General features: G+C 44.6%; 9 protein-coding genes. 2 read left to right on the forward strand and 7 right to left on the reverse strand.

Features of this window, described 5'->3' with window-relative positions; all coding sequences use genetic code 11:
* Positions 1-99: 99 nt before the first annotated feature.
* The 6 genes from NEE14_RS11405 to ruvB all read right to left on the reverse strand — a co-directional run bounded on the left by NEE14_RS11405 (position 100) and on the right by ruvB (position 8,915).
* A complete protein-coding gene (locus NEE14_RS11405; protein ID WP_251966589.1) occupies positions 100-1,344 on the reverse strand; it encodes an MFS transporter in 1,245 nt (414 codons plus the stop codon).
* Between the two features lie 158 nt (positions 1,345-1,502).
* Positions 1,503-2,417 (reverse strand): dihydrodipicolinate synthase family protein, encoded by a 915-nt coding sequence (locus NEE14_RS11410; protein ID WP_251966590.1) that lies wholly within the window; start codon positions 2,415-2,417, stop codon positions 1,503-1,505.
* Positions 2,418-2,678: 261 nt separating this feature from the next.
* The gene (locus tag NEE14_RS11415; RefSeq protein WP_251966591.1) at positions 2,679-4,820 is read right to left on the reverse strand and encodes a S46 family peptidase; all 2,142 of its coding nucleotides are present in this window, start codon (positions 4,818-4,820) and stop codon (positions 2,679-2,681) included.
* A 4-nt stretch (positions 4,821-4,824) separates the two neighbouring features.
* Positions 4,825-6,189 (reverse strand): TIGR00341 family protein, encoded by a 1,365-nt coding sequence (locus NEE14_RS11420; protein WP_251966592.1) that lies wholly within the window; start codon positions 6,187-6,189, stop codon positions 4,825-4,827.
* Positions 6,190-6,272: 83 nt separating this feature from the next.
* A complete protein-coding gene (locus NEE14_RS11425; RefSeq protein ID WP_251966593.1) occupies positions 6,273-7,772 on the reverse strand; it encodes a lipopolysaccharide biosynthesis protein in 1,500 nt (499 codons plus the stop codon).
* Between the two features lie 117 nt (positions 7,773-7,889).
* Positions 7,890-8,915, reverse strand: coding sequence for a Holliday junction branch migration DNA helicase RuvB (ruvB, locus tag NEE14_RS11430; protein ID WP_251966594.1), 1,026 nt, complete (start codon positions 8,913-8,915; stop codon positions 7,890-7,892).
* A 430-nt stretch (positions 8,916-9,345) separates the two neighbouring features.
* Here ruvB and NEE14_RS11435 point away from each other — a divergent pair, with 430 nt between their 5' ends.
* Together NEE14_RS11435 and NEE14_RS11440 are read left to right on the forward strand one after the other, a co-directional pair.
* On the forward strand, positions 9,346-11,679 hold the full coding sequence (locus NEE14_RS11435; protein WP_251966595.1) for a family 20 glycosylhydrolase: 2,334 nt from the start codon (positions 9,346-9,348) through the stop codon (positions 11,677-11,679).
* A gap of 113 nt (positions 11,680-11,792) precedes the next feature.
* Positions 11,793-12,521, forward strand: coding sequence for an SAM-dependent methyltransferase (locus NEE14_RS11440; RefSeq protein ID WP_251966596.1), 729 nt, complete (start codon positions 11,793-11,795; stop codon positions 12,519-12,521).
* 96 nt (positions 12,522-12,617) lie between these two features.
* Here the strand turns inward: NEE14_RS11440 and rnr are convergent, their stop codons facing one another.
* Entirely contained in the window at positions 12,618-14,789 is a 2,172-nt protein-coding gene (gene rnr / locus NEE14_RS11445; RefSeq protein WP_251966597.1) for a ribonuclease R, read from the reverse strand.
* Positions 14,790-14,844 lie beyond the last annotated feature (55 nt).

Here is a 14,844-nt window from a genome sequence, read left to right on the forward strand (position 1 = left end):
TAGTTCGTTTGCATAACTAACTAAAATCCCTGAGCCATCAACTGACATTCAAAGTCGATTAGCTCAGGGATTTTTGTTCTTTTATCAACCCCGTTAAATTTATTCATCCGTCTTGTTGTTCACTTTTGGGTGCAGGCAGAATAATTGTAATAAGACTGCCGCGGCAATAACTATGCTCAGTAAGGCAAAGTCGTAGCCTAAATGACCGCCATCCATTGATTTTCCTAAGAAAGACGTGATCAGGGCGCCGGCAAAAACGCCTGTCATGTTCATGATTCCATAAGCTGTAGCTCTTTGACGGGCTGAAACAAACTGGCAAAGAATAGGCATATTATTGGCGTCAAACATGCCATATCCTAATCCGAAGCAAAGTCCGCCACTCAAAATCAGGAACAGATTATGTCCGAAACCTAACATCAACAAGGCTGGTATAGTCATAGCTAAGCCGATGACTCCGGTATAAACTCGACCTTTGATGTTCTTCTGTACCCATTTATCTGATAGAATACCGCCGGCAATGACACCAACAAACGATGAGAAAGCGATGGTGAAGGTTGATAACGGACCGGCTTCTGCCATATCTAAATTCAAGTTCTCAGCGAATAAAGTGGGTAACCAGTTCTTAGTGGCCCAACCTGGTAAACTGGAAGCCGCAAAATAGAACAGAATAACCCAAAAGGAAATATTTGCCATGAGCATACCAATACCGCCGAACATGCTTTTGGCTGATAGCTTTTCTTCGGTAGTGTTGGTGATCTGTCGGATAAGTCCGCTATGCATATCCTTTAAGAACAGAATCAGTATAATACTATAGGCGATGCCGATAAGACCAAACCAATGGAAAGTTACTTCCCATCCGTAAGAAGAAGCTACAGTAGCGCCAAAACCACCTAAAGCCTGCCCGATGTATAAACCGGTCATATGTAGGCCAACAGCTAAAGATCTGGACTTATCGGTATGGTAATCGGCAATGAGAGATAAGGCTGCCGGAATATATAAAGCTTCACTGATTCCCATAACTGCTCTTAATATATAAAGTTGCTGGAAGTTGGAACAATATCCCATCATGAGAGTTACGAAGGACCAGACAAAGAGGCTTCCCACAATGAGCCATTTCCGATTGATTCGGTCGGCAATCATTCCGGCTACCGGACTCATGAATCCGTATATCCATAGAAAGATAGCCATCAGTCGTCCAAAGTTGGCAGCCGACTGCAATTCCTCGATATCAATCATCATGGCAGACTTCATGGTGGAAAGCATCTGTCTGTCCATGTAGTTTAACAAGGCTACAATCCAAAGCAGCCCAACTACGATCCAAGGATAATATTTGTGTTTTTTCATACACTTACAATCATTTATTGGTTGTTAATATAGATTCAAGTTAGGAACTTATCTGTTATGTCTCCAAACTGGCGTTAACAGTTGTAGCTCTTGACAGATAATCAATGAGTTTTATTCATGTATTTAAGATGTAAAGGCATAGCAAGCCTTCTAATTCTTTATTTATTACATCTGTCAAAGAAATGAATGGCTTCTAATTCTGATTTCATCTGTAGTTCTTCCTGATCAGTCATATTCTGGAAAGGAATACGGTTAGGACCTAAATCTAAACCGATCAGTTTCATAATTCGTTTTCCTGCAACGATATTCCCTCGATAGTGGCAGATCACATTAATCACTTCTTGGGCAAAGTTCTGCTTCTCACGAGCTGTCTCTAAGTCACCGGCAGCCCAGGCGTTTAATATTCCTACCAATTCACGGCCGTTATAATTGGTTGTTCCACCAATACCACCTTGTGCACCACCCATTGCTAACGATGGAAGTAATGTTTCATCCTGACCGTGAAGCATGTCATATTTACCGTTTTTATATAATCGGCATTGATTGTATTCGTATAAACTTTCGTATGTATATTTAATTCCGGCAAAGTTAGGAATAACACCGTCAACTGCAGCCAAGAAACTTGTCATAGGCAGATAGGCACCATTGAATGCCGGAATATGATAGTAGTAGAAAGGTAATGCAGGTGCGCCTGAAGCAATTTCCTGGCAATATTTAACCAGTTCTTCTATGCGACCGATTTTAGGAAAAGGAGTTGCCATCGCTCCAATGCCCCATGCTCCTATTTCTGCGGCATGTGCTGCAAGTTTACGGCTGGCTTTTACACAAGTACTGCCTACGTGTACAATAACTTTGAAGTCTTTTGGAACAGCTTGTATCCAACATTCAGCCAGTTTTATGCGTTCTTCATCGCTAAGCAGATATCCTTCTCCGGAAGAACCATTGATAAAAACACCTTTCAGCCCATTTCTTACCAGTAAATCTGCATACGCCTGAATGGGTTCATAGTTTACTTCTCCATTGGGCAGCATGGGAGTAAACGGAGCATCGATCAGTCCTTTTATCTTTTCCATATTTCTACTTTTTCTTAATGATGTTACAAACATACATATTAATTTTTAATAATGGAAACGCTTTTGTGATTTTTTGTACAGAAATGATGGTCCGATTGATAGAAAATTGAGAATTAATAATAAATAGTTGTCGTTGAATATAAAATAAGCACAGATATAACGGATACTTCTGATGCATATATACCATTTTTCCCGTATATCTGTGCCTAGATGAGGTTTTAATACTCCTTTATCTTTTATAACAGATAAAAGAATGAAGAATTATTTTACCAACTTTAACTCCTGAATTAATCGAGGGCACTTTCCCCATTTATCAATCATAAACAGAACATAGCGGATATCAACACCGATGCAGCGTTGTAATTCCGGTTCAAAGGCAATGTCGCCACTCATGGCTTCCCAGTTACCGTCGAATGCCAGACCGATAAGACGGGCATTCTTATCAAATATCGGACTACCGGAGTTACCGCCGGTGATATCGTTGTTGGTGAGGAAGCAAAGCTGGAGATCACCGTTCTTGTTTGCATATTGTCCGAAGTCACGGCTGCGAACTAAGTCGAGTATTTCTTCTTGTACCCAGAATTCGTCGTTGGTCGGATCTTGCTTTTCGAGGATTCCTTTTTCGGTTGTGTAATAATCGTACCAGGCAGCATCATACGGACGATATCCGCCAATGCTACCATAGCTGGCACGCATGGTGAAATTGGCATCCGAATAGAATGTTTTGTCGGGATACATTTCCATTAATCCGGCCAGATACAGACGTTCGCCTTTTGAGATTTTATCAGACGAGTCGTTCATCTTCTGTCTTAATTCGATTAAGGCGACAAACGAAGAAAGGCTTAAAGAGAAGGCCGGGTCTTTTTTCAGTTTAGCATTCTTTTTCGGATCTGAGATCAGCTTTACAATATTATCGTATGACAAAAGCTTGGTCTTCTTGAATAAGTCGGCAGCATACTTTTTATAATCGCCTTTATATTTCTTGTCGATCTTGGCGAATTCATCCGGCAGGTATTGTGCAGGAATACGTTCTTTTGCTATCTGCATCATAGCTGCCAGTACTTGCTGGTCGAGTGTTGGTTCGTAGTCTTTGAAGAAAGGCTTGATACGATCTTCCAGGAAGATCTGACGTTCTTCATCGGTTGAGCCGGCAGCGTCGAAGCTGTTTACCATACGTGCCAGACCGACAATTTCTGTTCCTCTTTCGAGTGATTCCAACAGATATACCAAAGCACGCTGGTATTCATTGGCAGATGTATATCCTTCTTTCAATAAGTCGAGTACTTCACCATATTTAGCCTTACGTTGCGGATCCTGATTTACCCAGGCAGCAAAAGCCTGTTCCTGCTCTTGCTTGCGGGCAATTACACCTAAACGGGCCAACCCTTTATTCATTCCAATGGAATTTTTCCAGTAGTTGGAGCTTCCTGCATACTTAGAGGCGTATTTGATACGGACAGCATCACTTTCAGACATGGCCTTTTTCCAGATTTCCTGTTTGATGCCACGTACTTCGATACGAGGAACATTCTCGTCTTCAATACGCTGTTGTACGCCCCATGAGCACAGATAACGGCTGGTGCTTCCCGGGAAGCCGATGGTCATAGCGAAATCTTTATCCTGATATCCTTGCAAAGATACTTCGGCTACATATTTCGGAGAATACGGTTTGTTGTCTTTGCTGTATTCAGCCGGTTCATTATTGGCGTTGGCATAAACGCGGAAGATTGAGAAGTCGCCAGTATGACGCGGCCACATCCAGTTATCGGTATCACCACCGAACTTACCTACTGAACTGGGTGGAGCAAATACCATACGGACGTCACGGAATACGTTGTAAACAATCAGATAATACTTGTTGTCTGAATAGAACGGAATAACGCTTGCCTGCTTGAATTCGTCGACACCGATAGAATCACATAATACGTTTCCGATAGAATCGGCAGCCATGAGCCGTTTGTATTCGTCGTCAATCTTGCTGATGGCACTGTTGATTCGTTCTGATACATCAATTGTTTGGCGAAGATACTTAACAGTCAGTCCTGGAACAGGCAATTCTTCTTCCTTACTTTGTGAGATGAAACCATCTTTCAGGTAGTCATGTTCAACACTACTTAACTGTTGAATAGCACCATATCCGCAGTGATGGTTCGTAAATATTAAACCTTCTTGTGATACAGTGATTCCAGTACAACCACCTCCGAAGATGACAACGGCATTGGCTACACACGGATCTGTCTCACTGTACAGCTGTTCATACGTAGGCGTGAAGCCCAGCTCTTTCATGCGAGCCAAGTTCTGTTTGTTCAGCTCCTTCAATACCCACATGCCTTCGTCGGCATATACTTGGCCTAAAGCAGCAAACAGAAGCAAAACACTCCAAATCTGTTTCTTTAAATTCATTCTTTTATTCGTTTTCTATTAGTAATTTAATTGTATTTACTCCAGTTCGGGCCGACAGCCAGTCGGTCAGTTTCTTTTTATTATCGGCTGATACCTTTTCTGCACTCTTGACATAAATCAGCATAATCGGCTTCTGGGCTGCTGAGTCGATGGGAATAAGACTTGTATGGGTGCAGGAAATTTCCCGGATATACGGGAACAGAACTTTAACTTCGGGCTTCAACTGCTCGGCCATAAGCCGGTCGTCCCGGTAACTCTTCAGTTCGCGTTGCAACGAGTCTATCTGCAAGGTTTGTGCCCGCAGTACTTCTTCGCTGTTCTTATACAAATCCTGCATAAGCAGGCTTTTCAATTGGTTGATATCTGTTTCCTGTTCTGAGAATCCTTGCTGTACAACCAGATTGACGTATTTCAGTCCGTAACGTGGCAATCGGTTTCTGGCATCTTCAATTGTCGTTTCAGCCACATTATCACCTATCAGAACCACTTTGATTTCTTTCTTATCGGATGTATCGGTGATGCTTTTACTCAATACCTGCGTATTGGGGAATGCCAATTCAGTATTGATGAAGTTCAGTGCCTGCTGGTTGAAATAAGTCGTCTTCACCAGCCGATAGCTCAAGAACAAGCTGGGTACGATGGTAAAGACAACGATGATTCCGACATATCGGGTAACCTTCTTTTCTCTTTCTTTGTCGAGGAATACTTTCTTCGGGTATTTAAGAACACGTACGACAAGGTATGTGGCCAGACTGATAAATACGGTGTTAATGAAATAAAGATAAAAGGCACCGAAGAAATAGTAGAGATTGCCGGTAGCCAGGCCGAATCCGGCAGTACACAAGGGCGGCATCAAGGCGGTTGCTATGGCAACACCTGGTATTACATTACCCTTGCTTTTGGTAGAGCTGGCAACAATACCGGCCAGTCCGCCGAAGAATGCAATCAATACATCGTATAATGTCGGCTGTGTGCGGGCTAACAGTTCGCTTTGGGCCTCGTTAATAGGTGATATCAGAAAATAGATAGAAGAAGTAATCACACTAAACAACGTAGCAGTAGCAAAGTTTCGGAAAGACCGTTTAATCAGGTCGAAGTCGGCAATGCCTAATCCGAGACCGAATCCCATAATCGGTCCCATCAGCGGAGATATCAGCATCGCACCGATGATAACGGCTGTCGAATTGGTATTCAAGCCGAGCGATGCGATGAAAGTAGCAAAGATCAGGACCCATAAGTTGGTTCCTTTAAACTCTACTCCTTTCTTGATCGACTCAATGGTTTCCTGCTCGTTCTCTTGTTCCTGCCGGATGTCAAGCATACGAGTAAAAAAAGCCTTGATTGATTTATTCACCGCGTCTTTCTCCATTGTTTTCTTCATTAGAAATTACAAAGGTATGAATAATTTGAGTTTATCCGTCTATTACCGGCTTCCTGTTACGATATTTCCCTTTATTTCTTTAGCTTCTTGCCGATATATGGGATTTCTGTCAGCGGTAAATCTCTTCGGACGGTAAACCAGAGAAAGCCGATCAGCAGGATTGTCCGGAAGGCCAACTTCGCGGCTGTCGACGGAACCGGGAGATACATACCGACTATGTATAAGACGGCTGCCAGACTAAAGTAGATGGCTGCCGACTTCAGGTCGTACTGAATCGGATATTTCTTCTGACCGATAAAGTATGAGAGCAGCATCATCAGCAGATTACAGCAGAATGATGCCCAGGCACAGGCCATATATCCGTAGGTCGGAGCAAAAAGAATGATGATGGCTACCGTCGAAGCACAGCCGATGATCGAGAAATAAGCGCCCCATTGGGTCTGGTCAATCAGTTTATACCAGAAAGAGAGGTTAAAGTATATACCGAAGAAGAATTCGCCCAGCATGACAATCGGTACGACTTGCAGACCGTCGTAATACCGGCTGCCGACGAAGTATTTGATGATGTCGATGTAAAACATGACACCTAAGAAGATAAACAGGGAGAAGATGATAAAATACTTCATGGCTTCAGCGTATGCCTTTGTATTTCCTTCACTTTTGTTCTTGGCAAAGATGAAGGGTTCGTAGGCATAACGGAAGGCTTGAATGAACATCACCATTACCACGGCTACCTTAAAGCAGGCGCCGTAGATTCCTAACTGGCGGTAGGCTTCCGTCTTGTCGTCAAACAAGAGCGGGAAGAGAATCTTGTCGGCTGTCTGATTGAAGATACCGGCAATACCCAAAATCAAGATGGGAAATGAATAATGCAGCATCTCTTTCAGTAGGGTTCCGTCCGGACGTGCCTTGAAGCCGGGCATCATACTCGGCAAGAGGCAAAGGAATGTAATACCTGTGGTAATCACGTTGGCTACGAATACATATCCTACTCCGTAATCGGGGCGATAGAACCAGCCGATTGTTTCTGGCATACGGGTATATAACCACGGACAAATCACCAGGAAGAAGATGTTGAGAAAGATGTTGAGGAAGATACTCAGCAGTTTGATACCGGCAAACCGATAGGCCTGGCCCGCATAACGCAGATAGGCAAAAGGAATGCAACAGAATGCGTCGACGGCCGTGATACCCAACATCATGCCTAAGTATTCCAACGGAGCTGTGTAGCTTAAAGCATGGGCTATCGGACGCAGGAACAGCAATACCAATATCAGGAAGGCACCGGATAAACCGCCTACCCATGCCATTGTTGTGGCATAAACCCGCATCGGTTCTGTTTCTTCTTTCTTGTTGATAAACCGAAAGAACCCGGTTTCCATACCGAAGGTTAGGAGCACCAATAACAAAGCTACCCAACCGTATAAGTTAGTGACAATACCAAAATCGCCGGTATCGGTAAATACGCGTGTGTACATCGGCACTAACATCCAGTTCAGAAAGCGCCCGATAATACTGCTCAATCCATAAACGGCTGTTTCCTTAGCCAGCCGCTTCATTCCTCCCGCCATAATCTGTTCTCTTTTATCAGTAGTTTGTCTGTTAGCAAGCTGGCGGAGCAACCATGCTTCCAACTACATGGATAGTCTTCGCCGACTTGCTTTCTCGTCAAGTTATGTACTTGTCAGCTAAAACAATAATCCCTGGTTCCCATCGTCGTGCATACGTCCTAAGTGGGTATAAGCGAGTTCTGTCACTTCGCGTCCGCGAGGTGTCCGCTTCAGAAAGCCTTCCTTGATGAGGAAGGGCTCATATACTTCTTCCAACGTACCGGGATCTTCACCCAAAGCCGTAGCAATCGTGGTCAATCCCACCGGTCCGCCTTTGAACTTATCAATAATCGTTGTCAGAATCTTATTATCAATCTGGTCCAGTCCGTAGCGGTCGATGTTCAAGGCTTCGAGGGCATAGCATGCAATCGCCTTGTCGATCGCTCCGCTTCCCTTTACCTGGGCGAAGTCGCGTACGCGGCGTAACAGCGCATTGGCAATACGGGGCGTTCCACGGCTGCGGGAAGCGATCTCTTTCGCCGCATTCAGCTCGCACGAAATATTCAAGATATCGGCACTTCGCAGGATGATCTGTGTCAATGTCGATACGTCATAATATTCCAGATGCAGGTTGATTCCGAAACGGGCCCGCAAAGGACTCGTCAGCAACCCGCTGCGGGTGGTAGCACCTACCAGCGTAAACGGAGCCAGATCTATCTGGATCGAGCGGGCACTTGGGCCTTTGTCGATCATGATGTCAATCCGATAATCTTCCATCGCCGAATAGAGATATTCTTCCACCACCGGACTCAGTCGGTGAATCTCGTCGATAAACAGTACATCATTCTTCTCCAACGAAGTCAATACTCCAGCCAAATCACCCGGTTTGTCGAGTACCGGACCCGATGTCACCTTAAAACCGACGCCCAATTCGTTGGCGATAATATTCGAAAGTGTAGTCTTTCCCAGTCCTGGAGGCCCGTGTAGCAGCACATGGTCCAGAGCTTCTTTACGCATCCGGGCAGCCATGACGAATACTTTCAGGTTCTCCACCACCTTCGCCTGCCCACTGAAGTCGTGGAACGAAAGCGGACGGAGGGCATTTTCGTATTCTCTTTCACTCTCCGGCATCCGGGCGTCTCTTATATCAAAGTCGTCTTCCATCCTTTTTCTGTTTCGCAATTATTTCACAAAGTTACATAATTCGGTTGGATTTGGTTGGGGAAAGAAAGAGATTTATCATGTCCGGTTTATCCCTATCTGTATAAATTCAAGCCGGAAACAAACTATTTTTTATCGTTTCACAGCTGTGGTACGATCATTCCACCCTTGTGGTACGATCGTTCCACATACGTGATACGATCGTTTCACCCGGGTGAAACGATAAAAAGTTAACGGAAAACGGCCATACATACAGGGAGATTTATCTCTGTTTGAAAAGAATCTGTCTGATAATGCACGATGATAAAACCTTGTCGGCAGCTATAAAATACGAGAAAGTTATCCTTCTTTCTTGTCCGTTTGAAAAGTTTTTAATAAATTAGCAGATAAAATACGTTAGATCTAAATTTACTAATTTATAAATACAATTATCATGCAAATTTTATCGAAGTTACATCTTTTGGGATGCTCGTTAGCAGGTCTGCTGATGACTGCCTGTTCAAACCAGCCCACGGCGGTAGCCAACTACGAAGTCGTCCCCATGCCTTTGGAAATCAGTGCCACACAGCCCTCTTCTTTCTTGTTGAAGAATGGCGTGACTGTTTATTATACGGCCGGAAATGAGAAAATGAAACGGAATGCCGAATTCTTGGCTTCTTATATAAAGACGCAGACCGGTATCGAATTGAAAGTACAGGAAGGTGAAGGCGGGAAAGGAGGCATTCTGCTGCAGTTGGGTCTGGCCAACGAAAATCCAGAAGCTTATCAGCTGAAAGTAGATGCTGGTCAGGTTGTTATCAAAGCTCCCAGTGAAGCCGGTGTTTTCTATGGAATCCAAACGTTGCGCAAGGCGGTTGATGTGTCTGAAGGCGCTAATATAGAATTGCCTGCCGTCGAAATCAATGACCAACCCCGTTTCGGTTACCGGGGAATGATGCTGGATGTGGGCCGTCATTTCTTCTCTATCGATGAAATCAAGACATATATTGATATGATGGCCTTGCACAATATCAACCGTTTCCACTGGCATCTGTCGGAAGACCAGGGTTGGCGTATCGAAATCAAAAAGTATCCGAAACTGACGGAAATCGGATCTCAGCGCAAGGAAACTGTAATCGGCCATAACTCCGGTAAGTACGACGGCAAACCGTATGGCGGATTCTATACGCAGGAGCAGGCGAAAGAAATCGTTGCCTATGCGGCAGAAAGATATATCACGGTTATTCCGGAAATCGACCTGCCGGGTCATATGCAGGCAGCCTTGGCCTCTTATCCGGAACTCGGATGTACAGGCGGTCCGTATGAAGTATGGACACAATGGGGCGTCTCCGACAATGTATTGTGTGCCGGTAATGATCAGACGATTCAGTTCATTAAAGACGTCCTGGCAGAAATTGTAGAAATCTTCCCGTCTGAATATATTCATGTGGGCGGCGACGAGTGTCCGAAAGATAAATGGAAAACGTGTCCGAAATGTCAGGCCCGGATCAAGGCCTTGGGTTTGAAGAGTGACGCGAAGCATACCAAGGAAGAACGTCTGCAGAGCTATGTGATTCATGAAGCAGAGGCATTCCTCAATTCAAAAGGACGTAAGATGATTGGTTGGGATGAGACGCTGGAAGGCGGTCTGGCTCCTAATGCAACTGTTATGTCATGGCAGGGAGAAGCTGGAGGTATCGAAGCAGCCAAGCAGCATCATGATGTAATCATGACTCCGAATACGTACTTATACTTCGATTATTACCAGTCGAAAGATACCGAGACAGAGCCGATAGCTATTGGCGGTTACCTGCCGATGGCGCGGGTTTACAGCTATGAACCGATGCCGAAAGGTTTGACTCCGGAAGAACAGAAGCATATTGTCGGTGTGCAGGCTAACTTATGGACGGAATATATGCCTGAATTCAAGCAGGTACAATATATGGTATTGCCGCGTATGGCCGCTTTGTGTGAATCACAATGGTGCGCGCCTGAAAAGAAGAATTATGATACCTTTCTGCAGCGTGTCAGTCGTCTGGTTGATATTTATGCGAAGAACGGATGGAATTATGCTACACATATCTTTGATGTGATGCTGGATCTGACACCGAACACCGAGACAGGTACGTTGGATGTGACGGCCCGTACGATTGATAATGCTCCGGTTTATTATACATTAGACGGTAGTGAACCTACTGCTTCTTCAGAGAAATATACGGATGTCATCAAGATTGACAAGCCTTGTACGTTGCGTACGGTAGCTATCCGCCCGTCGGGCAGCTCGAAGATAACCAAAGATGAAATCAGTTTCAGTAAATCGTCGATGAAACCGATTACCATGCTGCAACCGATCAACAAACAGTATGAATTTACGGGTGCAACAGTGCTGGTAGATGGTATGACAGGTAACCGCAATTATAAGACGGGCCGCTGGATCGCTTTCTATACCAACGATATGGAAGCTGTCATTGACCTGAAAGAACCGACAGAGATTTCTTCCATGACGTTGCATACCTGCGTCGAGAAAGGCGACTGGATCTTTGACACCCGTGGTATTACTGTAGCTGTTTCTGACGATAATAAGACATTCAAGGAAGTGGCTTCCGAATCATATCCGGCGATGAAGGAAAGTGATCCGAACCAGGTTTATACACATGAATTGAAGTTTGATCCGGTAAAGACCCGTTATGTCAAGGTAAAAGCCTTGTCAGAACAGAAGATTCCGTCTTGGCATGGAGGAAAAGGTCAGCCGGGATTCTTGTTTGTTGATGAAATTATTTTGAATTAAGTACCGTCCGGATGATGCAGAATCATCCGGTTTATCTGTATATTTGGCACGGATTCTGTCGTTTTCGCGATGGAATCCGTGTTTGAGTTCTATTATAATTATGACATATAAAAATGAATCTATTTCCTTTTAGCAATACTTGGCGAGAAACCATACTGTTATATCGTTTTCTGCGTTACCGCAAGGGCTTTGGCGTACATTCTCCTTTTGCCTTTTCTTTTATTACCAAGGTGATTGATGAACGGTGCGGCTATTATTGTTATCAAGATATTGAATTAATCCGAAGGCAACTGGTACATAAAGGGAACAAATTAGCCGGGAAAGATATAAAACATACGCACGGCGAACTGTTGTTCCGTACGGTCAATTACTTTAAGCCTAAAACGCTGTTGCAAATCGGGTCGCCGGCCGGCATCGCTTCTTTATATATGACGGCCTATGCTTCAGATCTGAAAGCCATTGTCCTTGAAAAGGACGCCTCATCAGCTGAAACAACGGCGTGGAGCCTGCAGAAATATCATTCGAAAGCCCGGTTGTGCCCGGGTGATTATGAGCAGACATTACCGGCGGCCTTGCAGGAATTGGGACAGGTCGATTTTGTTTTCTTCCAGGCTGCTCAGAAAAAAGAGAAGAACCGCTTTTATTTTGAGGAAGCAATGAAGCATATTCAGCCTGATACCGTCTTTTTCCTGGAAGGAATCCGGGCGAATCAGGAGATGCGTGTGTTGTGGAAAGAGATCTGTAACCGGAAAGATGTCATTCTGACGTTCGATTTATATCAGATTGGGATTGTCATCTTCCAGCCGCGGTTTTATAAGAAGAATTATGTCGTCTATTTCTGAGAGAAGTAGCGGAGAGAAAGGACAGATACGACAAACAGCTAATAAAAACCGCCAGAGAAAGGTTTTTTCCCGAAACTTCTCTGGCGGTTTCAGCTTTTATACTAACTGGAAATCCAGCTGTTTCCGTTCAAGGTTGGCTTGAGCTACACGGATGGTTACCGGATCGCCCAAACGGTACTGGTGTTTATTCCGTCGGCCGATCAGGCAATAATTCTTTTCATCGAACTCATAGTAATCATCATCCAGGTCACGCATCGGAACCAAGCCTTCGCATTTGTTTTCGTTCAGTTCAACATACAAGCCCCATTCGGTTACGCCCGAAATGACACCGTCGAAGATTTGTCCGAGCTTGTCACTCATAAACTCTACCTGCTTGTATTTGACAGAAGCCCGTTCAGCATTGGCTGCTACCTGCTCCATCGTTGAACAATGCTCACAGAGTTCTTCGTATTTCTTCTTGATCACACTTCTGCCTCCCTGCATGTAGCGGTCGAGCAAACGATGAACCATCATATCCGGATAACGGCGGATGGGCGATGTAAAGTGGGTATAATAATCGAAGGCCAGGCCATAGTGCCCGATATTGTCGGTCGAATATTTCGCTTTCTGCATAGCTCGGATCGCAACCGTTTCAATCAGATTCTCTTCCGGCTTGCCTTGAACCTGATCGAGCAGGGAATTAATGCCTTTCGAGATCTCGCTCTTCTTTCCTTCCGTCTTGAACCGGTAACCGAACCGGCGGATGAAGGTAGCAAAGTTCTCCATCTTTTCCGGATCCGGTAATTCATGAATACGATAGACAAATGTCTTTTTGCTCTTCCCTTTCGGTGGACAACCAACGAATTCAGCTACCGTCCGGTTGGCTAACAACATGAATTCTTCGATCAGCTTGTTGGCTTCCTTAGAAACCTTGAAGTAGACGCTGAGCGGTTTTCCGTCTTTATCGATTTCAAACTTCACTTCATAGCGGTCGAAATTGATGGCTCCGTTCTTAAACCGTTTCTCTCTTAGCTTCTGCGCCAGCTGGTTCAGGGCCAAAATCGCTTCTTTGCAGTCGCCTTCACCTGTCTCAATCACCTGCTGAGCCTCTTCATAGGTAAACCGGCGGTCACTTTTAATAATGGTCCGGCAAATATGCGACTTGACGATTTCTGCATTTGCATTTAATTCAAAGATAACAGAGAAGCAGAGTTTCTCTTCGTTGGGCCTTAACGAACAGATTTGGTTGCATAACCGTTCCGGCAGCATCGGAATCGTACGGTCTACCAAATAAACCGAAGTCGCTCTGGATTCAGCCTCGCGGTCAATCAGACTTTCCGGCTTTACATAATGCGTTACGTCGGCAATATGTACACCGACTTCCCAATTCCCGTTATCCAGCTGGCGGGCTGAAAGGGCATCGTCGAAGTCTTTGGCATCCTTGGGGTCAATGGTAAACGTCAGTACATCCCGGAAATCTTCCCGTTTGGCAATTTCTTCCTGAGGAATGGTATCCGGAATCTTATTGGCTGCTTTCTCTACATTCTCCGGATATTTATAAGGTAAGCCGAATTCAGCCAGAATAGCGTGCATTTCGGCATTGTTGCTGCCGGCTTTTCCTAAGATATCTATTACTTCGCCCAGCGGATTCTTGGCATCATCGGGCCATTCCATGATACGGACTACAGCCTTATCTCCGTTCTTCCCGCCTTTCAGCTTGTCTTTCGGGATGAAGATATCATTGGCCAAGGTCTTATTCTCGGTGATTAAGAAGGCAAATCCTTTAGCAACCTGAAGCTTGCCCACAAATACCCGTTCTTTGGATTCGAGGATTTCAACTACTTCTCCTTCTGGCTCGGCTCCTTTTCTACGGGCAAACAACTGAACCTTCACACGGTCGCCGTCCATCGCATGAGCAGAATTTCGTTCGGCAATAAATACAGGCGTTCCTTCACCATCGGGGATAAAGGAATTCTTTCCGTTGCTTCGGCGAACAAAAGTACCTTCGGCGATTGTTCCGATATGGTTCAGGCAGTAACGTCCGCGGTCAACTTCCTTTAAATAACCGCCTAAAGCTAAATCTTCCAGCATAGCAGATACCTGTAATTTCTGTACCTGCGAATCAACACCTATTTCTTTGCTTACTTGCTTATAATTGAGAGGTAAAGACGGAGATGATTCAAACAGTGACGTAATGCGTTGCAGCATGTCGTCTTTTTTCATCCGTTTGTTTTTCCCTTTCTTGTCTTTATCCTTTTTCTTCTCCTTATCTTTCTTCTTCGCATTCATAATGCTATACTATTAACGTGAATTATTTAAGTTGAATAAGCCTGCCTTTGTAGGC

The organism is Parabacteroides sp. AD58, from assembly GCF_023744375.2.
Lineage (GTDB): Bacteria > Bacteroidota > Bacteroidia > Bacteroidales > Tannerellaceae > Parabacteroides > Parabacteroides absconsus.

Excerpts from the sequence above, each read along its gene's own strand:
- NEE14_RS11405 (WP_251966589.1), bottom strand. The coding sequence starts at position 1,344 with ATGAAAAAACACAAATATTATCCTTGGATCGTAGTTGGGCTGCTTTGG.
- NEE14_RS11410 (WP_251966590.1), bottom strand. The coding sequence starts at position 2,417 with ATGGAAAAGATAAAAGGACTGATCGATGCTCCGTTTACTCCCATGCTG.
- NEE14_RS11415 (WP_251966591.1), bottom strand. The coding sequence starts at position 4,820 with ATGAATTTAAAGAAACAGATTTGGAGTGTTTTGCTTCTGTTTGCTGCT.
- NEE14_RS11420 (WP_251966592.1), bottom strand. The coding sequence starts at position 6,189 with ATGGAGAAAGACGCGGTGAATAAATCAATCAAGGCTTTTTTTACTCGT.
- NEE14_RS11425 (WP_251966593.1), bottom strand. The coding sequence starts at position 7,772 with ATGGCGGGAGGAATGAAGCGGCTGGCTAAGGAAACAGCCGTTTATGGA.
- ruvB (WP_251966594.1), bottom strand. The coding sequence starts at position 8,915 with ATGGAAGACGACTTTGATATAAGAGACGCCCGGATGCCGGAGAGTGAA.
- NEE14_RS11435 (WP_251966595.1), top strand. The coding sequence starts at position 9,346 with ATGCAAATTTTATCGAAGTTACATCTTTTGGGATGCTCGTTAGCAGGT.
- NEE14_RS11440 (WP_251966596.1), top strand. The coding sequence starts at position 11,793 with ATGAATCTATTTCCTTTTAGCAATACTTGGCGAGAAACCATACTGTTA.
- rnr (WP_251966597.1), bottom strand. The coding sequence starts at position 14,789 with ATGAATGCGAAGAAGAAAGATAAGGAGAAGAAAAAGGATAAAGACAAG.